15 protein-coding genes and 1 other RNA gene are annotated in these 18,900 nt (G+C 56.5%); 10 read left to right on the top strand and 6 right to left on the bottom strand.

Annotated elements, in window-relative coordinates; all coding sequences use genetic code 11:
• Positions 1-115: 115 nt before the first annotated feature.
• Complete coding sequence (rnc, locus tag RE6C_RS06415) at positions 116-1,006, bottom strand: ribonuclease III (RefSeq protein WP_008654927.1); 891 nt, start codon at positions 1,004-1,006, stop codon at positions 116-118.
• A gap of 368 nt (positions 1,007-1,374) precedes the next feature.
• On the opposite strand from rnc, the gene RE6C_RS06410 reads away from it, so the two are divergent.
• The 5 genes from RE6C_RS06410 (at position 1,375) to RE6C_RS06385 (ending at position 7,487) form a co-directional block, all read left to right on the top strand.
• A complete protein-coding gene (locus tag RE6C_RS06410) occupies positions 1,375-3,642 on the top strand; it encodes a M28 family peptidase (RefSeq protein WP_236617984.1) in 2,268 nt (755 codons plus the stop codon).
• A 129-nt stretch (positions 3,643-3,771) separates the two neighbouring features.
• Positions 3,772-4,425 (top strand): OmpH/Skp family outer membrane protein, encoded by a 654-nt coding sequence (locus tag RE6C_RS06405; RefSeq protein ID WP_008654923.1) that lies wholly within the window; start codon positions 3,772-3,774, stop codon positions 4,423-4,425.
• A 164-nt stretch (positions 4,426-4,589) separates the two neighbouring features.
• Positions 4,590-5,498 carry a UDP-3-O-acyl-N-acetylglucosamine deacetylase gene (lpxC, locus tag RE6C_RS06395; protein ID WP_008654910.1) on the top strand — a complete coding sequence of 303 codons (909 nt, stop codon included), beginning with the start codon at positions 4,590-4,592 and terminating at the stop codon, positions 5,496-5,498.
• Positions 5,499-5,571: 73 nt separating this feature from the next.
• Positions 5,572-6,381: an acyl-ACP--UDP-N-acetylglucosamine O-acyltransferase gene (gene lpxA / locus RE6C_RS06390; protein ID WP_007328498.1), complete on the top strand. Its 810-nt coding sequence runs from the start codon at positions 5,572-5,574 to the stop codon at positions 6,379-6,381.
• The gene (locus RE6C_RS06385; RefSeq protein WP_008654903.1) at positions 6,378-7,487 is read left to right on the top strand and encodes a Gfo/Idh/MocA family oxidoreductase; all 1,110 of its coding nucleotides are present in this window, start codon (positions 6,378-6,380) and stop codon (positions 7,485-7,487) included. Before lpxA ends, RE6C_RS06385 begins: the two co-directional genes overlap by 4 nt.
• A gap of 411 nt (positions 7,488-7,898) precedes the next feature.
• Here RE6C_RS06385 and RE6C_RS06380 read toward each other — a convergent pair whose 3' ends face one another.
• On the bottom strand, positions 7,899-8,129 hold the full coding sequence (locus tag RE6C_RS06380; protein WP_008654901.1) for a hypothetical protein: 231 nt from the start codon (positions 8,127-8,129) through the stop codon (positions 7,899-7,901).
• Between the two features lie 358 nt (positions 8,130-8,487).
• Here RE6C_RS06380 and RE6C_RS06370 point away from each other — a divergent pair, with 358 nt between their 5' ends.
• Positions 8,488-11,247 (top strand): phosphoenolpyruvate carboxylase, encoded by a 2,760-nt coding sequence (locus RE6C_RS06370; protein ID WP_008654900.1) that lies wholly within the window; start codon positions 8,488-8,490, stop codon positions 11,245-11,247.
• On the opposite strand, the gene RE6C_RS06365 is transcribed toward RE6C_RS06370, so the two are convergent.
• Positions 11,224-12,666: an O-antigen ligase family protein gene (locus RE6C_RS06365; RefSeq protein WP_039961361.1), complete on the bottom strand. Its 1,443-nt coding sequence runs from the start codon at positions 12,664-12,666 to the stop codon at positions 11,224-11,226. The two genes, RE6C_RS06370 and RE6C_RS06365, sit on opposite strands and share 24 nt — an antisense overlap.
• An 8-nt stretch (positions 12,667-12,674) precedes the next feature.
• Positions 12,675-13,412 carry a hypothetical protein gene (locus RE6C_RS06360; protein ID WP_039961359.1) on the bottom strand — a complete coding sequence of 246 codons (738 nt, stop codon included), beginning with the start codon at positions 13,410-13,412 and terminating at the stop codon, positions 12,675-12,677.
• 781 nt (positions 13,413-14,193) lie between these two features.
• Here RE6C_RS06360 and RE6C_RS06355 point away from each other — a divergent pair.
• Complete coding sequence (locus RE6C_RS06355; protein WP_037250124.1) at positions 14,194-14,634, top strand: thioredoxin family protein; 441 nt, start codon at positions 14,194-14,196, stop codon at positions 14,632-14,634.
• A gap of 170 nt (positions 14,635-14,804) precedes the next feature.
• Here the strand turns inward: RE6C_RS06355 and RE6C_RS06345 are convergent, their stop codons facing one another.
• Entirely contained in the window at positions 14,805-15,260 is a 456-nt protein-coding gene (locus RE6C_RS06345) for an FHA domain-containing protein (protein ID WP_008654894.1), read from the bottom strand.
• A gap of 141 nt (positions 15,261-15,401) precedes the next feature.
• Between RE6C_RS06345 and RE6C_RS06340 the strand changes: the two genes are divergently transcribed.
• Positions 15,402-16,652: a tRNA modification radical SAM protein MnmL/YtqA gene (locus tag RE6C_RS06340; RefSeq protein ID WP_039961347.1), complete on the top strand. Its 1,251-nt coding sequence runs from the start codon at positions 15,402-15,404 to the stop codon at positions 16,650-16,652.
• 30 nt (positions 16,653-16,682) lie between these two features.
• On the opposite strand, the gene RE6C_RS06335 is transcribed toward RE6C_RS06340, so the two are convergent.
• Positions 16,683-17,411 (bottom strand): DUF4332 domain-containing protein, encoded by a 729-nt coding sequence (locus RE6C_RS06335; protein ID WP_236617983.1) that lies wholly within the window; start codon positions 17,409-17,411, stop codon positions 16,683-16,685.
• A 351-nt stretch (positions 17,412-17,762) separates the two neighbouring features.
• On the opposite strand from RE6C_RS06335, the gene RE6C_RS06330 reads away from it, so the two are divergent.
• The gene (locus RE6C_RS06330; RefSeq protein WP_008654884.1) at positions 17,763-18,380 is read left to right on the top strand and encodes a hypothetical protein; all 618 of its coding nucleotides are present in this window, start codon (positions 17,763-17,765) and stop codon (positions 18,378-18,380) included.
• 111 nt (positions 18,381-18,491) lie between these two features.
• Positions 18,492-18,871, top strand: a transfer-messenger RNA (tmRNA) gene (ssrA, locus tag RE6C_RS29970).
• Positions 18,872-18,900 lie beyond the last annotated feature (29 nt).

Below are 18,900 nucleotides of genomic sequence, written 5' to 3'. Positions count from 1 at the left end.
TTCAGCGAGAATTCCGGGGAGGGTAGTGCGCGTCATATCCCGTGCTCGGCCCTCACCCTCGCGTGCGCCGTGTGTAAATCTGCCGAAAAGCGGCATCAAAAGACTGCACGACCTCCTACGACGGAGGCTGCTCGCTGTCGTAGGGAACCTTCGCGTTGTGCAATTCCGCCAACGCATTTGCCGCCGCTCGTTGCTCGGCGTCCTTTTTGTTATTCCCCCAAGCGGGAGCAAAACGGCGATCGTCGACCATCGCTCCCATCAAGAACATCTTGCGATGGTCCGGCCCGGTTTCACGAATCAACTTGTAGACCGGAGTCGCTGACAATTCACGTTGAGCAAATTGCTGGAGGACCGATTTGTGATTCCCCGATCCTTGTGTGTCGACGGCCAAGTTGACCTCTTCGGCCAACCACTGTTTCAATCGATCACGAACGATCTCGGGCCCACCGTCGATGTACAACGCCGCGATGACGGCTTCGAAAACATCGCTGACCAATGACTTGGGGTAACTCCGATTGCGAGTCACACCTCGGCCGACGATCAAACATTGATCGAGCCCAAGCTTGCAGGCGACCTTACCACACGAACGACGACTAACGACGGCCGATTTGATCTTTGTCAGATCGCCTTCGCTGTATTCTGGGTACTCGTTGAACAACCATTCGCAAACGGTCAGCCCCAATACCGAATCGCCCAAAAATTCCAAACGTTCGTTGCTGGCCAATCGATGCGAAGCACCGGATGCATGCGTGAGAGCCGACCGCAACAGATCCAAATCCTGAAATTCGTAACCCAGAATTTCTTGGCAACGCTGGATCTTTGCGACCGCGTCGGCGTAGGGCTCGTCGTCGGAAGCATCGACCAATCGAATCGCTTGCAAACCGTCCTCCGGATTGGACGACGAAGTCTCCATATCGATCGAGTCCGCCTCGTTGGATGGCATCGCCGATGACGAGAGCGATTCTCGTGACGGATCACGAGAAGATTTCGGGGACTGGGCTGACACGCGCAGGGAGACCTCATGGATTGGGATGGGAAGAAACGACAGGAGTGTCAAATCTTCAGTCCCGCGCCGGTGACCGAAACAAAGGGCTGTCTCGGCCACCGGTGAGCGACTGGTGGGAGGAAATGGATCCATTGGAGCGATCACATCTCCTTCGCCGGACGGCAATTCTATCTAGAGAAAGGCCATTTTGGCAACGAGAATGCTCGGTTGCATCAAACTAAGTTTCGATTGAACGTCGCAAGTCCGCCGGGCTGGGTCCAGAAACCACCGACGCCAACATGTATAACGAAGTGCCCCACACCTTTTCGCGAAACGATCCCAGTCACAACCTCCGGAAGCAAATGATGACGCGAAGGAACACGATTAGCATGTTTGGGAACCGCCTCACGCAAACGATTCGCCAGCTTGGCTCACTCAGTCGCGTGGGAATCGCGTTGCTCGGAATTGGGTTCGCGGCACACGGTTTTCATGCCGAGGAAGTTCACGCCGAGGAGCGAGCTTCGGGCTCCGATGCTGCCTCGGAAACAGAATCCGCTTCGGACCCAAACGCGGCATTGTTGGTCGCGGATTCAATCGCGAAAGACCTTCGTTACCTCACCAGCGAAGAACTGGCCGGCCGCAGTGCGGTGGGGCCAGAAATCCTGAAAGCAGCGGAATACATCGCGGATCGTTACCGCGAAATGGGTTTGGAAACCCGTCTGTATGGCGATTCGCCGATGCAGCCGGTTGAAATGGCAACGGGATCGCAACCAACTTCGGCGGAAGACAACGGGTTGCGATGGTGGACGCCAGGGGAGGAACCATCGGAGATCCAGCTCGATGACCAATTCATGCCACTCGCGATCGGTTCCACCCAAGGAGATGTCGAGGCGGACATCGTGTGGGTGGGGTACGGCATCCAGGCTCCGGACCTTGGGTACGACGACTACGCGGCCGTGAAGGAATCCCAAAGCGTCAAAACCGCCGATGGCGAGGGCTCCGTGGAAGGCAAAATCGTGATGATGCTTCGCAAGGAACCTGGTTTTGCCGATCCCAAAAGCCCATTCGATGGCGTCAAGAACACGCGTCACGCCTTCTTCGACACAAAGATCTCCACCGCGATCGATCAAGGAGCCGTTGGGGTGCTGTTTGTCAACGATCCGGCGAGCATCGAACTTGGATTGAAGGCAGTCGACAACCAATACGCCGCCGAAGACAGACGTCTCAACGCCTTGTTGGCTCAGCGCAATGCCTTGCCCGCCGAAGCGACCAACCTGCGGTCATCGCTCACCGAGAAGATCGATCAAGTCCAAGAAATGCTTGGCAATCGAGAACGCGAACGGGCTCGGGCGAACTGGGGATTACTCGGCGTTGCGGAAGCGGGCACTCGACCCCGCAAAGGCGACGAGAAAATCACGGACCCACAAACCGGCAAGTCGACCAGACGCCCCGCCATCCCGGTCGCATCCATTTCTCGAGAAGCCGCCGATCGGCTGCTAAAGCAAATGGCATCGATCTCTGCCGCTGACGATGACGAAGGTTCCAACTTGGATGGCGAGGACTCACGAACCCTCTTTGCGAAAGGCCTCGCCGCGGTCGAAGCCGCCATCGACTCAGACTACAAACCACGGGCGATTGATTCGCCTGGACTGCGTGGTCGGCTAAAGGTTGGACTGACCAACGCGACCGCGACCAGCCCCAACGTGATTGGTGTGCTGGAAGGCAAAGGCAAACTAGCCGACGAAACCGTCGTCATCGGAGCCCATTACGATCACGTTGGAATGGGTGGCATTGGCTCGCTCGCACCGGGAACCGTCGAAATTCACAACGGAGCCGATGACAATGCATCGGGAACGGCCACCATGCTGGCCGTTGCGAACCGAGTCGTCAGCGAATTATCAGATGAATCCGATCATCGCCGCATCGTTTTCATTGCCTTCACGGGTGAAGAACGCGGACTGCTGGGCAGCAAATACTACTGCTCGCAGCCGAGATTTCCGATGTCGAAAACCGTCACGATGCTGAACATGGATATGGTCGGCCGGCTTCGCGACAACGAGCTGACGGTTTACGGGACCGGCACCTCGGACGGGTTCGAATCGTTGATCCAGGGCTTGAACTCGGACATGGAGCAAACTTCGCGGCCATTCAAACTCAACCTCGTCTCAACCGGGTATGGCCCCAGCGATCACGCGTCTTTTTACGAAGCTGGAGTGCCGGTTTTGTTCTTCTTCACCGGCCTTCACAGTGACTATCACCGTCCAAGTGATGATTTTGAGAAACTAAACCTGGATGGGATGACCCGCATAACCGATATCGTTTCTCAGGCCGCCAATCGTGTCGCCACGATGGAGCAGCGACCTTCGTACACGCAGACCAACAAAGACTTTCAGATCCGACGTCAACTGTCTGTGGTTTTGGGAATCCGATTGGAACCTGACACCAACTCGGTTGCCGCGGTGATGGATCCAAGTGCTGCGAAGCAAGGTGGCATCCAAGTGGGCGATCAATTGATCAAGGCCGGAGACAGAACGATCCGATCCACCAACGATTTTGCGGGAAGAACTTCGACCGAAGTCACCGGAGACTCACTGCGATTGACCATCCAGCGAGACGGAAATGAGATGGATTTGGATGTTCGACTCCGGGCGAGATAAAACGCCAGAAAAATGCCAATCTGCAGTTGAAACCGCCATGATCCGTCTTGAAGCGGTTGGGGCGGATTGACACAATGACCGGCAGCAACGCTTGTTTTCGGTGAGGAAACCGGAGTCTTTCAAGCGGGCATGAATCAGACAATCGCATTCACCACGCAAGGAGTAGCGGACGTGCGAACCATCGTTCTTTCGGCCATCGCCATGGCCATGACCACCGTCAGTGTACTGGCACCGGCGCAAGCTTCGGCCCAAGACGCAGGGCATCGCATCGCCGTCGTCGATGTCGCCTACATCTTCAAAAACAATGAAGGTATCAAACGCCAAGTAAAGGCTGTCGAAGACAACCTGAAGGCCTTCGATACCGAATTGACTGCTAGGCGAGAAGAGCTGAAAGCTGCTGCTGAGAAGCTCAAAACCTTCCAAGCAAACTCACCTGAGTACACCGCTCAGGAAGAACGCGTCGCTTCCATGGAATCCAAACTTCGTTTGGACATGGCTCGCAAACGCAAAGAGCTCGCTGACCGCGAAGCCAAAATCTACTACGACAACTACCAACTCATTTCAGCTGGCGTTCAAGCCATCGCCGAGTACCACAAAATCAGCTTGGTTTTGCGTTACAACAGCGAAGACATGGACCTCGAGCAAGGCGAGTCGGTCATTCGCGGCGTGATGCGAAACATCGTTTATCACGACGAGAAGTTGGACATGACACCTGCTGTCATGCAATACCTCGACAAGAAATTGGTCGCTACGAATCCTGCCGGAACACCAAACCGTCAGTAATTCAGCTTCACCGCTGAAGCATTTAAACGGTGGTTCGAACTTGCTTCGAACCACCAGTTGAGCGTCGCGAAGGATTCGCGGCGACGTCCAAGAACAAAAATGGGGTCTGTCAGCATCTCGATGCCGATGGATAGGCTTCGCTCGCGTGCAAGGAGGCTCGCAGCGTGATGGGGATTCGCAACGAACATACGATCGCGTCGTGCTGCGAAATCAGCGGACGTGGCTACTGGAGCGGCAAAGACGTTCGCGTCACATGTTGCCCCGCGCCCGCAGGAACCGGCATCGTGCTCGTCCGAGCTGATCTACCCGGCCAACCTGAATGCCCAGCCACCACCCAATACGCCACTGGCATCTCGTTCCGAACGAATCTCGCCAACGGCCCGGCCACCTTCGAAATGGTCGAGCATCTGATGGCAGCCTTGGCCGGACTCGAAATCGACAATTGTCGGGTCGAGATCACCGCCGAAGAACTGCCCGGACTGGACGGTAGCTCGCTGGCCTATGTCGACGCGCTGCAAGAAGCCGGATTGGTCATTCAAGCCGCAACATCGCAACCGTTGATCATTCGCGAATCGTTCCGGATCGAACACAGCGGCGGATACGTCGACGTTTCGCCCAGCACCAGCAACGAATCGACGTTCGAATACAGCCTGGACTACGGTCCCGACAGCACCATCCGAGAACAAAAGTTCCGATGCGTGCAAACACCGCTCACGTTTGCTCGGCAAGTCGCTTCGGCTCGCACCTTTGTGACCGCCGAACAAGCCAAACAACTTCGCGACTCGGGAGTTGCATCGCACGTCACGCATCAAGATCTATTGGTGATCGGCGACGACGGCCCGGTCGACAATGAATACCGCTTCCGAAACGAGTGTGCTCGCCACAAGACACTCGATTTAATTGGTGATCTTTCGCTCGCGGGCGTCGGTTTGATAGGACAGTTCTCATCTGTTCGCGGCGGGCATCAGCTCAACGGCAAGGTCGCCGTTCGACTCGCACAACTGGCTCACCAGCAACGACTGACGCACACCTCGATTCCATTCGCTGGTCAGCGGAGAAACCGAGCAGCATGATCAATCGCTTCGGAACGACGACTCGAAACCATTACGCATCTCAACCTAAGAATAACGCACCAAGGATCCAACTATGAGTGCTAGTATCGCTCAAACCGCCGTGGTCGATCCTCGTGCGCAGATTGGCGAAGGCGTCCAAATCGGGCACTTCTGCGTCATTGGCCCCAATGTCAAATTGGGCGACCGCACGCGTGTGGGAGATCACGTCACGCTCGATGGAGTCACATCGATCGGATGCGACAACCAAATCTTCCCGCACGTTTCGATCGGAACCAATCCACAAGACGTCAGCTATCGCAACACGCCCACGCGAGTTGAGATCGGCGACGGCAACGTGTTCCGTGAGCAAGTCACGATCAATCGTGCCAGCGAAAAGGAAGACGGAGTCACACGAGTTGGCGACCACAACTATCTGATGACCGGCACCCACATCGCTCACGATTGCAACATCGGTTCGCGAATCGTGCTGGCCAACAACTGCATGATCGGTGGTCACGCTCACATCGCTGACGATGTCACCATCGCCGGTGGAGCAGGCGTTCATCAATTCGTGTCGATCGGAACACTCAGCTTTGTCGGTGCGATGACTCGCATCCTGCAAGACGTGCCTCCATTTGTGATCGTCGATGGTGCCGATGCTCGTCCTCGCTGCATCAACACGGTGGGACTGAAACGCCACGATTACACGGACGACGACATTGCAGTGTTGACGCAGGCGTTTCGTTTGCTGTATCGGAAACGTATCGGCGTGGAACCCGCTCGCGATCAATTGTTCGCGACTGGTCCAATCCGCCCCGTGTTGCGGCACCTGTTTGATTGTTTAGACAACAGTTGCCTTGGTCGTGCCGGCCGAGGCCGAGATAGAAGAAAGAAAGCAGCATGAACCGGGAATTGCGAGTCGCCGTCATTGGTGCAGGTCACTTAGGCCGAATCCACGCGAAATTGATTTCACAAGTCGATGGTGCTCGCCTCGTCGCGGTCTGCGACCCGGTGCAAGCCGCGTGTCAGGCGGTCGCCGACACACACGGTGTTGCAGCTCACTCTGATTACCGCGATGTCATTGAAGACATCGATGCCGCCATCATCGCGGCTCCCACCGATTATCACGCGGACATCGCGTCGACTTTGATCAAAGCCGGCAAGCACTTGATGGTTGAAAAGCCATTGGCCGCCGAATCCGACGACGCTCGCCGATTGGCATTGATGGCATCGACACGCAACGTCGTGCTTCAAGTTGGCCACGTGGAACGATTCAACCCAGCCTTCACGGCGCTGGAAGAGTTTGGCGTCGATGTGAAGTACGTCGAAGCCACTCGTGCATCTCGCTTCCCCGGACGTTGCTTGGATGTCGGCGTTGTGATGGACTTGATGATCCATGACCTCGATTTGGTACTGTCACTGACACAGTCCGCCGTTCGATCCATTTCAGCCAGCGGCATCTCAGTTGTCAGTGATCACGAAGACATCGCCGAAGCGCGCATCGAATTCGAATGCGGAATGGTTGCCAACTTGAAGGCATCACGGGTCAGCCCACTGCCCGCTCGTGACATGACACTGTTCAGTCCAGCAGGATTTGCACAGATCGATTTCGGCAAACCTTCGCTCGCCACAGTGCGTGCCAGCGAAACACTGTCGACTCGCCAGTTCGACCTGAACGAACAAACCGACAACCCACTCGGTTACGCCGACACACTGTTCGGCGAACACTTGCAGTGCGAAGTCAACGAACTGCAACCGCGAAACGCGATCCTCGACGAGCTGCATGATTTCGTCATCAGCGTTGACAGCGGATCGTCGCCAATCGTCGATGGTTCCGCCGGAGCTCGAGCGGTTCGTGTTGCCGGTTCGATCTTGGATGCGATCGACGAACGAGCCTGGTACTCGTACGCCGGTGCCGATGAACGTGGACCGCTCGCGATTCCACGACGCCGCGTTGGCCAGCCAACTAAACGCGAGGCTGCCGGAACGCCAGCTCGCCGCGCTGCCTGATCCCACTGACGCTGTTCAGCCAGTGGTTGCAAAAGTCTCCGCTTATTGATCTATGTTCCGCATGAATTTTGCGGAACCGAGCGGTCTGGACGTCTAAATTGCCTAGGGTGCCAGGTGCGGCATCCTGACGCGGTGGTGTTCCCGATTTGAGCACAGTCGCGTAAAAACGCTCAAAATCCGCAAGCAAACTGCCCGAAAAGTCGTTTTAACCGTTTTTTACGGTGCATTTGCTATGGTTGACGCAAGCTGCGTGACACCTAAACTCTGCCCAAATTGCCTCCGCGCGTGTTTGAGGCATTTCCACCTAGCCTAGGAGAGTTTAGATGATTCGATCGATCATGGTCGTCGCCCTGTTCGCTGTTTCCAGCGTTGCTGTTGCTCCACAAGCCGAAGCTGGCTTGTTCGGTTGCTTCAAGAAGAAAAGCTGCTGCGAACCTGCCCCAGTTTGCTGCGAAGCACCAGAACCTGTTTGCTGCGAGCCAGCTCCAGAACCAGTTTGCTGCGAACCAGCACCTGCACCAGTCGTTTGCTGCGAACCAGCTCCAGCTCCAGCACCTTGCTGCGAACCTGCTCCAGCTCCAGTTTGCTGCGAACCAGCACCTGTTTGCTGCCCAGAACCAGCACCAGTTTGCTGCGACCCATGTGCAAAGCCAAAGTGTGGCTTGTTCGCAAAGATCAAGGCTCGTTTCGCAGCCAAAAAGTGCTGCCCAGATCCTTGCTGCAACTGAATCAACGGAATTCGTTCGTTTCCGCGTTGAATTGGAAACGGCGTTTTACCGACACAAGAGCGAGTGCTGTTCACGAACAGTGCTCGTTTTTTTATGCGCACTCGGCACCCAGTGTCGCAACTGCGGGCAGGAATCAACCCAAGGCATCAGAACTGGATCGTCGCCACTGTTGCTCCAGCCCTCAGTCTGCAAAATCGTAGGGTGTACGAGCACCGATCATTCAATTGGATTGCCGCCGCTCTCTTCCCTTTTCACCACAACGAACTGTCACGATGGTATCAGCCAATATTCTCGCCCTTGACGTCGACCAACTGAACCGTGATTGGCAGTGGATGCTCTCGGCACTGCAAAGCGTGTTGCAACGCGGCGGCGATGAAAAGCTGGCCGAACTGCTTCCCGTCCCCGGATGCAAACTCGATCCCGCAAAGGCGCCGGCCGATTCAGTTCAGCTCACTCAGGCGTACTCGATCGCGTTCCAATTGCTGAGCATGGCCGAACAAAGTTCCGCCGCACAGTTTCGCGATCGAATTGAATCGGAATCGGGCATGGCCGACCTGCCAGCGTTGTGGGGCGAGAGCCTGCAGCAATTGATCGATCGTGGTTGGACCGCTGACATGATCGCTGCGGAGCTGCCATCGATGCGTGTCGAGCTGGTTTTGACTGCTCACCCAACCGAAGCGAAACGGGCAACGGTTTTGGCTCACCACCGCCGCCTGTTCCGTCGTTTCCAATTGCGTCACCAAACTGATCTTCCACCATGGCGACGATCTGAAAACGAGGAAGCGATCGAATCCGTCCTCAGCATCCTGTGGCGAACGGGCGAGATTTACCTCGACAAGCCGGATTTGCAATCCGAACGCCGCAACGTGATGGATTACTTGACTGTGGTCTTCCCGAAGGCACTCCAACCGCTCGACCAGCGACTGCGTCAGGCTTGGCGAGAAGTTGGCTTGAGCGAAAAAGCGATCGCAGACCCATTGGCGTTGCCGCGACTGACATTTGGAACCTGGGTGGGCGGCGACCGTGACGGCCACCCGCTCGTCACTCCCGAGGTGACCGAAGAGACGCTGATGCAACTGCGTCGCGGTGCGGTGGAACTGATGCGAGAGGAGCTGATCCAGCTCGCTCGATTGACCAGCGTGTCAGCCTATTGGTTGCCACCAACCAGCGATTTCTTGACCCGCATCGCCGAACGAGCTCAGGCGATGGGACCGGCCGGCGCAGCCGCGATCGCTCGCAATCCGAACGAGCCGTGGCGTCAGTTCATCAACCTGATGCTTGCGAGTTTGCCGTCTGAAAAAACCATGAACAGCGGCAAGGAGCAACACACCTACCAACGCTCGCGAGAATTGCTCGCCGACCTTCGCTGTTTGCACGAGAGCTTAGTCGCGGTCGACTTGGGCGATGTCGCCACCAGCGCGGTTGCACCGACGATGCGAATCGCTCAAACGTTTGGATTCCACTTGGCGGTGCTGGACATTCGCCAAAACAGTGCCAAACACGACACCGCGATTGAGCAGTTGCTACGGGCCGCTGGCATGGCCGATTGGAAGTTCGCCAGCTGGGACGAAGACAAACGGATGAAGTTCCTCAACGAGGAACTCGCCAATTCGCGACCACTGACCCACCCAGACTCCTCCGCCGGCGAAGAAGCCGACGCGGTCCTTGGTGCATTGCGTGTGGTGACTCAGTACCGATCCAAACACGGTGCCGATGGATTGGGTGCTTTGATCGTCAGCATGACACGCAAGACCTCCGATCTGTTGGCCGTTTACCTGCTCGCTCGCGAAGTCGGTCTGCTGCAACGAACTGAGTCCGGAGCCGTTTGCCCATTGCCGGTTGTTCCGTTGTTCGAAACGATCGACGATCTCGAACGCTCACCAGAAATCTACGATGGGTTCCTTCAACATCCGATCACCCGAAACAGCTTGACCGCCATCGCACAGCGTGAAGGAGCCACCGCGCCGGTTGGACAAGTCATGATCGGCTACAGCGACAGCAACAAGGATGGCGGCATCTTGGCCAGCCTCGTTGGATTGCGACACGCTCAACGAAAGCTGACCCAAGTGGCTCGTTCACACGGTGTTCGGGCACGGTTCTTCCACGGTCGTGGCGGCACGATCAGCCGCGGTGCCGGTCCAACACATCGCTTTATCAAGAGCCTGCCCGATCACACGATCGCCGGCGACATGCGATTGACGGAGCAAGGCGAAACGATCGCACAGAAGTACGCTCACGAACCCACGGCCATCTACAACTTGGAATTGTTCTTAGCGGGAGTCACTCGAAAATCGCTGGCCGATTCACGATCGGAAGAACCCGATCACCCACTCGAACCAACCTTGGTGAAGCTTGCCGCATGGGCTCGGACAACTTATCACGAGTTGTTGCACAGCGAAGGATTCGTCGAGTTCTTTCGCGAAGCCACACCGATTGATGCGATCGAACAAAGTCGCATCGGCTCGCGTCCGGCGCGTCGCACGGGGCAGCAAACATTGGATGACTTGCGAGCGATCCCGTGGGTGTTCAGTTGGGGTCAAGCGCGTTGCTATCTATCTGGATGGTATGGCGTCGGAACGGCACTCAAGAAACTGCAAACGGAATGCCCCGATGAGTTCGACGCGGTGAAAGAAGCACTGCGAGATTGGGCGCCGCTTCATTACTTGATCAGCAACGTTGCCACCAGTGTCACGGCGGTCGACATCGAAGTCATGAAGCAGTACGCGGCGTTGGTCGAAAACCCAGCGTTGCGTGAACGCTTCGTCACCGACATCGAAACCCAGTGGAAGCTGGCTTGCGAGATGGTCGAAGCCGTTTACGGCGGCCCCATGGAATCGCAACGCCCCAACGTTCAGCGAATGATTGCACTTCGAAGCGAAGGGCTGCGTCTGCTGCACCGTCAACAAATTTCGTTGCTGCAACGCTGGCGCAGCTACAACAAAATGGGCGAGCACACTCAAGCAGATGCATTGCTGCCGGCTTTGTTGCTAAGCGTCAACGCGATTGCGTCAGGGCTTGGGACGACTGGCTAAGGCGGGCGCCAACAACGCGGCCATCCAAAGGACAGTCAGCGTGGTTGGAAAGGATTCGATGATCGTGTCTTCGACCAGTCCTGAAACCAGGACATAGGTCAGCACAGTTCGAATCCATTCATTGGAAGATGTCGCTCCGAATACGAGCGACCATCCGAGCATCAACACCATCACCAAGCAGGCAACAACGCCGGCCGAAAAAGTGACGTGCAACAACAAGTTGTGAGTCCCGGTCGCTTCACGGCTCATCACGCTGGCGGCACTGTCCATTCCGTAACCGGTCAGCGGTCGCTTGACGATGAAGCTGATTGCTTCTTCCCAAATCGTTGTTCGACCGGTCAGTGATGTGAGCTCTTCAACGTCGCCACTCTTGGTGACCGCACTGACCGCGGATTCAGAAAACGGCCCCTCACCGGTGACCAATGAGATTGCGAGTACAAGCGTCGCGGCCGAAGCGATTCCGATGATTCCAAGTGCCAATCCACCTCGCCCATAAAGCCGGTCGATCAGCAGAATACCTCCGGCGGCCATCCCCGCGAGCATGGCAGTCCGGCTGAGCGTCGCGACAACGGTCGCTGCTGCCAGAATCATGATCGCGATCAGCACCAATCGCTGCCACGGTCCGCGGACTCCAACCGAGATCAAAGTGTCGGTGCGTCCCAGGTACATCGCCACACCAACCAGCACGATTGCGATCGCTGTCTTTGCGATGTTGTTGGGGTGACCGGTGCCTCCCATCCGGCGCACCGTTTCGGTCGCACTGATGTATTCCTCGAACGTGCCCATTTCAGGAACGAGAACAAACAGCCCCCACGTCACCAACATGTACAACGATGTTCCCGCCACGATGGCCGCCAATAATTTTCGCGGCCCGAGCGTTGCCAGTGCCATCGCAGTGAACAACAAATAGCCGACAAAGATCATCGCCGATGCGCGACTGATCATCGCGTTGCTTTCGATGGCGAATAGACTGGTGGCGCAGAATAGCCCCGCCAAAGCGAGCAACCCAATTCCGGGAAGGCTGCCGAGCAATTGACGCGTTCGCGGACTGAGCAGCACCGCGATTCCTCCCAACCCAGTCGCCGCCGCCGCGAGGGCAAGCTTCGCAAGCGTCAGCACGTTCAGACTGCTGGTTGCGCGATCGAATTCCGCGCTGGTTTTGGGTTCGATCGGATTAATGAACATCGCCAGCATCACGAGCACGAAAACAATCGTGGTGACCAAGCCTCCTCCGCCAGATGCGGCTTCAGGACCGCCGGACAATGGAGGTTCCGATTCGTCGATCCGCTCGCGATCGCCGTCTGGATAGTTGCCGTCCAAAAATGCGTCTGCTTCCGTCGCATCGTAGGAAACGACGACCGCGTCGGGCCCCGAAGAATCGGTGCTCGAAAACGTTGGCTGAGGAGGCGAAGAGGACATCAGGCCCACTATAGACGTGGCATGTACCAATCAACCTGATTTTCTTGGTAGACGCGAAATTTCACGCCATGCGACCACAGGTCAAAGTACGGCTGAAACGGTTCTTCCACGTCGACATGATCGCGATACAGCGGCCACATCAAGTGATCACGGACTCCCGCGTCACAGCTGACAAAGTAGTACGGAGCACGGAGCGTTTCCGCAAACGGATCTGGGATCGCGATGTCGGTGACCAACTTCTCGACAACGTCCTGGAACGTTTTCAGCAGATTGGTCTTCTCATGGTCCTGCTTGGGATGTTTCGGCGGGATGCCTTCCAGCACCCGATGTTTGGTGATGCCGCGCAAGCGCTCAGCCGCTTCTGGATGACCAAGCTTCTCCGCCAACTCGGTCACTCGTTCGACCCAATCAACCGCTTTGGATTCCACCACCGCCGGATCGATTGGCGTGGGCGAACGAACCAGGAAAAAGGCATCTCGGCCGCCCTGAGGCCTCCGGTCATCTCCGGCGACTTCAAACAAGTGGCTCAGTCGCTCACGCAACTCTTCGCCGCATTCGAGCTGGTCGAACACACCATCCAAACCGTTTCCATCGGGACGAAACGACTGGAAGAAGCCGACGAACTTGTCGTTCTCAAACACGGTGTCGTCCATGATCCCGACCGCTTCGCCCATCCGCCGAAGCAATGCCTCGAGGCCGGGGTGATCGGGAGGAACGGCCGGAACGGAAGGCGGTTGCATGGACATGTTTGCAATTGAGAGAGACGTGCTCGATCGACAGACAGAGCCACGAAATCGAAAGAAGCGGGCGGAACGCCGAAGAACTTTGCCAGCATTCACTCCGTTTCTCAACCCGCGAAAGGCGAAAAGCAGGCAACCCAACCAGCAAATTTGATGCTTTAACGAACAGAGCGAACGAGACTTCCAGAATCCACCGACGCCGGTCGAGCGGCAGCTCGCCAGCAAGAATTTCGCGTTTGTCTGGCCAATTCTTCATGGAGACTCGAGCAGGCTTACCCATCTTGACACCCCAAGGGCAGCTTCCCGCCCATTTAGCCACCAGTTAGCGGTGCCCCAGCGTACATTAATGCGAAATTCGCAAAACACTGGTGCGGATACTTGCACGCATTTGCTGCAGTCCTAGAATCCCGCCCAGCCTGTCCGGTCAACGCGATCGGCACAGTTTGGCTACCCCCCCTTGGTGGGTAGCGAACTGAGTCGGACGTTTTCCTTTCGGGCCAAGGTCATTTCCATCGTCGATCAGGAAGTTATCGACTGGAGCCGACTTTCAGCGTTTACGCGGACTCGCTGTTGCCTTCGAGAGGAACTCGAAAACGGTTTGGCGTGCTTCGCAGCACAAGCGTTTCGGCGGTACCACTCATCGAACTTTTCTTGAGCTAGGACGTGGTTTGCGGATGATCTGCAGCCCTCAGGATTCTGAGGCGGTCAGTCAATCGGTCGCCCAGCTCGAATGCCGGCATGTTGCCGCAACCGTCGACGCTTCACACGTTGTATGAGGAAGCTTGGAATGCTGTCACTGTTCTTGGGTCTTACTATCGCAATGGCGCCCAGCGGCTCCGTTACGCCCAACACCCACCAGGCGTCGACTCAGACGCCCGACCAGAACTACACACTCGCCTACAAAAAATCGGTGGAGGAAGACAAGCCTCTGATGGTCGTGGTCGGTGCGCCGTGGTGCCCCGCTTGCGAAACGTTGAAGAAAACAACCATCGCGAATATGCAGAACAGCGGAGAACTCGACGGAGTCAGTGTTGCCCTGGTCGACCGCGACGCGGAACCAGAACTGGCTAAGACGTTGATGGAAAACGAGAAGATGATTCCGCAAATCATCCTCTACAGCAAAACCGAAGACGGGCGTTGGAGCCGACGCAAATTGACCGGCTACCAACCCGTTCAACCAGTCCGCTCGTTGATCAAACGAGTCACCGCCACCTTGGGTCGCGGTTAATCAGGACACCGTTTTGGGAAAGCCAACAAGGCAAATTCCAAACGATAAAGTGAATCATCGAAAAAGGCACGTGCGAGAATTTCCCGCACGTGCCGTTTTTCGTTTTGGAATTGTCCAAAGGATCCTGACCGCTCGACGATCGCCGAGCAGTGCTGAACCGAGACGGCCAATCAGTCTTCTGATTTCCGGTTGAAGAAGCCCTTCTTGGGATCTCGCCGACTGATGCCGGCACGATCCATCAGCGAGCTCTTCATGACCTCTTCGATGTAGTCGTCATCCGCTGGCGGCGGGCCGTAGGCGCCCAACAACTGCGGTTCGTACTCCAGCGTGTAGTGGTGTTTGGCAATCGAGATTTTGCAATTGGGATCGGCACGTTTCCGCATGATCCCACGACCGTCGACCTTGGTTCCGTTGCGACTGTTCAAATCACGAATGAACCAATAGCCCTGTTCCAGGGTCATTCGGCAATGTTGACTGGACACGTTCGAGAAGTCCAAGCAGATATCACAGTGTCGCCGCCGACCGATCAAGAGTTTGTCTTTGATCAGTGGAATCGGATCGCCGCCGCCCAAAGGCGTCAGTTGTCCGAATGCGCCAGCGAATCGAGGGGCGTCTTCAGCACTCATAGTGGCGTTGAGTTTCAAAGATGGGGATGATGACTAGAAACGCTCCATTGTATTCTCGGGATGAGCGTCAGGCCAGACTTCGCACCCCCCGCCGGGGATCGTTCGAAGACAATCCGTGGCCCTTTCTACCCATTTTGACGCTTGTTCCGATCAGAAGGATCGCGGAAATCTGTCGAAAGAGTCCCAATTGTCGGCGGGACGGTCATGGCTGGCTCGCGGCGTCCATCTTTCCGCCGCCGCGTTGCCGGTTGGTTTCGATCGTTGCCGCGGTACAATTCGCCGATGCAATCCTCCACCGACCACTCCGCTGGTTCTGATCCCGTCTCGGCCACCACTCCCGATCGATCTCGGTTGGCCTGGCAAGCCGAAGGTGCGCGATTCAACGCGTTCGGGAAGGCTCTGCGCCGACGTCATGGCGGGCGAATTCAGCGGGTCAGCATCGACGCCGGGTTCACGTGCCCCAACGTCGACGGCGCGGTCACGACGGGAGGATGCAATTTCTGCGACAACCGATCCTTCAGCCCATCGCGACGCATTCGATTGCAGCGAGTCGCGGATCAATTGACCGAACAGATTGGGCGAGTTCAAAAGCGATACAGCGATGTCCGCGGTTACATCGCGTATTTCCAACCAGCCACCAACACCTACGCCCCCATCGATCAATTGCGAGAGATCTATGATCTCGCGCTGAACTCGGACGATCGAATCGTGGGACTGGCTGTTGGCACGCGTCCCGATTGTGTTCCCGATAGCGTTCTCGATCTCCTGCAAGAACTCGCGGTTGACCACGACGTGTCGCTCGAATTTGGTATGCAAACCGTTCACGATGAGTCTTTGGTTTGGATGAATCGAGCCCACACCCACGCGGACATGATCAACGCGATTGATCGAGCACGCGATCGCGGCTTCGAATGCTGCTCGCACATCATCTTGGGTGTTCCTCGCGAAGACCACGCGATGATGATGGAATCAGCCGTCGAGATCGGTCGCTTAGGTTTTGATGCGATCAAGCTTCACAACCTGTACAGCGTTCGCGGCACACCACTCGGCGAAGAGGTCTTGGCCGGCAAAGTCGAAATGATGCGGCGAGAAGACTACGTCCGTACCGTGGTCGACTTCTTGGAACTCGTTCCACCGGAAGTGATCGTGGAACGAGTCAGCGGAGACGCACCTCCGAATTATCTGATCGAACCCAAATGGTGCGCGGACAAACAGAACATCCGCCGAGAAATCGAAGCAGAATTTGAACGTCGCGATTCACGGCAGGGCGACCGCTATGTGCCGCCTGAGGTGAAACCAAGTGACCGGCCTCGGCCCGCCGACGCCACACCGGAATCGATTCGCAATCGAATCGACACGAGAGGCCGATTGCCGGTGTTGAAGATGCAGTGACGTAGCGAGTGCCTCGAAAACCAATTGCCGTTAGGCGGCAACTTGCGTTTCGGCGGGATGGTTTTGAATCCAATGAGCAACCAGTTGCTCGCACTGCCCGACCCAACTCTTCACCCGGCGCAAACTCGGAACGCCCCGGTGTCCGACCAATCGCTGACCACGACTGCTCAGTGAGAATCGTTCCAAATCGCGATGCAAAACAGCCGCCGATTCGCGAGCCAATGATGCGACGCTGCGGCGATGAATCGCGACCAAAATCAGCGCATCACGAGGCATCATGCCATCGATGGCAACGGCCAAACGAACCGCAGCCCGAAGTCGCTTGATCGAACGAAGGGCTCGTCCAGGCGATTTGTACTGACGCGAAATTTGTTCTGGATTGCAGCAAGCCAAATCGCCGGCGGTCACGACACCGACTTTCGCCAACAATCGAACTCGTTTCTCATTGCAGATCTGCAAGTGTTCGATCCGCATTGCAAAAATGCGTTCGCGGTGACTGCTTCGCACTCGAGACGGCCGGTTGGTGGTCGCCTTATTGGGAACGGGCTGAGCCTGGATCGTGCCGGACGCCAATCGGGTTTCGACAGCGTTGGCCATCGCGACGGATGGTGCAGCGGCGGTGGATTGAACAGCAGCGGCAAGCTCATCGGCAGCCGGCGGAAGCTGCAGTCTCAGCACGACATCGCGGGACGAATCGCCGCCATGAGTCAAAGGAGTCGGCGAGATGGGAGACCGACGACGCAGAGGAAAGCGTTTCAAAAACTCGAACATAAGAGAAGACTCCTGGGAGGAAGCGATTCGAGAGGATTTTCGATACCAGAGCCCCAGGATCGTTTGCCACCCCAGTTGCACTCCGCGGACAAACACGATCCGCGATGGTGGCGCGAGATAACCGTTGGATTGGATTCAGATGGTCCCGCTTTTTCGTGTGTCTGCCAACAGTTTTGCACGTGTCAGCCCGGTGAGATGGGCGTTGACTTCAATTTGATTGGGTTGAGGAAATGTTCAAAGATTGCTCAAGAAACTTCGCAGGCAGGCCGATTATCTTCCCAGACGATCTAATTTCCGCGACCCTCAAGGTCATTCTTCGCCTGACGAAGCCTTCCCACCATGACACGCCCCACCCAACAAAAACTGAGCGGAACCCTGCTTCTCACCTGTGTTGTGGCAGCCCTATCCGTCGTCGCGGGTGGATGTGCTCCGCTGCAGCTCAGCGCACTGAAGATGCCCAGCATGAAACCACCCAAACTCAGCGAAATGAGTGGGTTGGCGCCCGGTGGCAGTGATCCAGAATCGCGTTTCGACACGGTCGGTTCCGGAGCGATGATGACGACCGGAACATTCAACGAAGAGGTCTATCACAAAGTTCGCGAAGCCAAAGCGAACTCCTCGATCGTGTTGCAGATTGTCGGCGACCAAACGCCCGTTCGCGTGCTTCCGTTGCCACCGGCTTCGGGCGCGAACCCGCAGGGCCCATCCGTTTTCGTCAGCACGCTGCTCAAGCAAACCGGTGTCGACAAGCGTTTCGGACGCATGGAAGCGGTGCTCTATCGTCATTCAACCGATTCAGTCGAAGGCCATCGCATGGAAGTCCAATTTGCTGAACGCGGTGCCGGGGACGTTCGCCCCGAATCCGACTACGCACTGCGTGCTGGTGACCGCTTGGTCGTCCGTGAGAGCCAAAGTGGCGGATTGTCGTCATTGGTCGACATAGCGTTGCAGCGTTGATTTTGCCGGCGAATTCCAGCGTTTTATGAACAAATCATGTTGGAAATCACGACAAACCCCACGACGAAGAGTGAACCAATCGGGTAGAATGAACGTCTGATGAAGAAGTAAGGGGGCGACTTGGAATCGACCGGATGTCAAGAAGCGTATGCCTGCGTGTCGTGGTTGATCAGTTGGCCACGTAAAAAGCTGATCAAAAACTTTTAGTTGCAGAAGAAAACTTTGCACTGGCCGCCTAATTACAGGTAGCCCGGACTGATGGGGATCGCCGATGTCGCCTGAATGTCCGTCACAATGTCGGATCGTGACCCGTCTTACTCAAGACGCGGGTCGCTAAACAAGATTTGAGTTAGCGGATTTGGGAGCCTGTCAGGTAGCGCCCGATGAAGCGAAAAGGAATCTTCGAGATTCTGCAAATAGCTTGACTACACACGTAGACGGCATCGTGGATGCATCGCGGGACGGGAGTTCAATCCTCCCCGCCTCCACTTCAAAGCCTGGTTTTTGAATCGCAAGATTT

It is taken from the genome of Rhodopirellula europaea 6C (genome assembly GCF_000338295.1).
Lineage (GTDB): Bacteria > Planctomycetota > Planctomycetia > Pirellulales > Pirellulaceae > Rhodopirellula > Rhodopirellula europaea.
The sequence above is the reverse complement of the archived record's forward strand: the minus strand, read 5'-3'. Positions and strand labels throughout refer to the sequence as shown.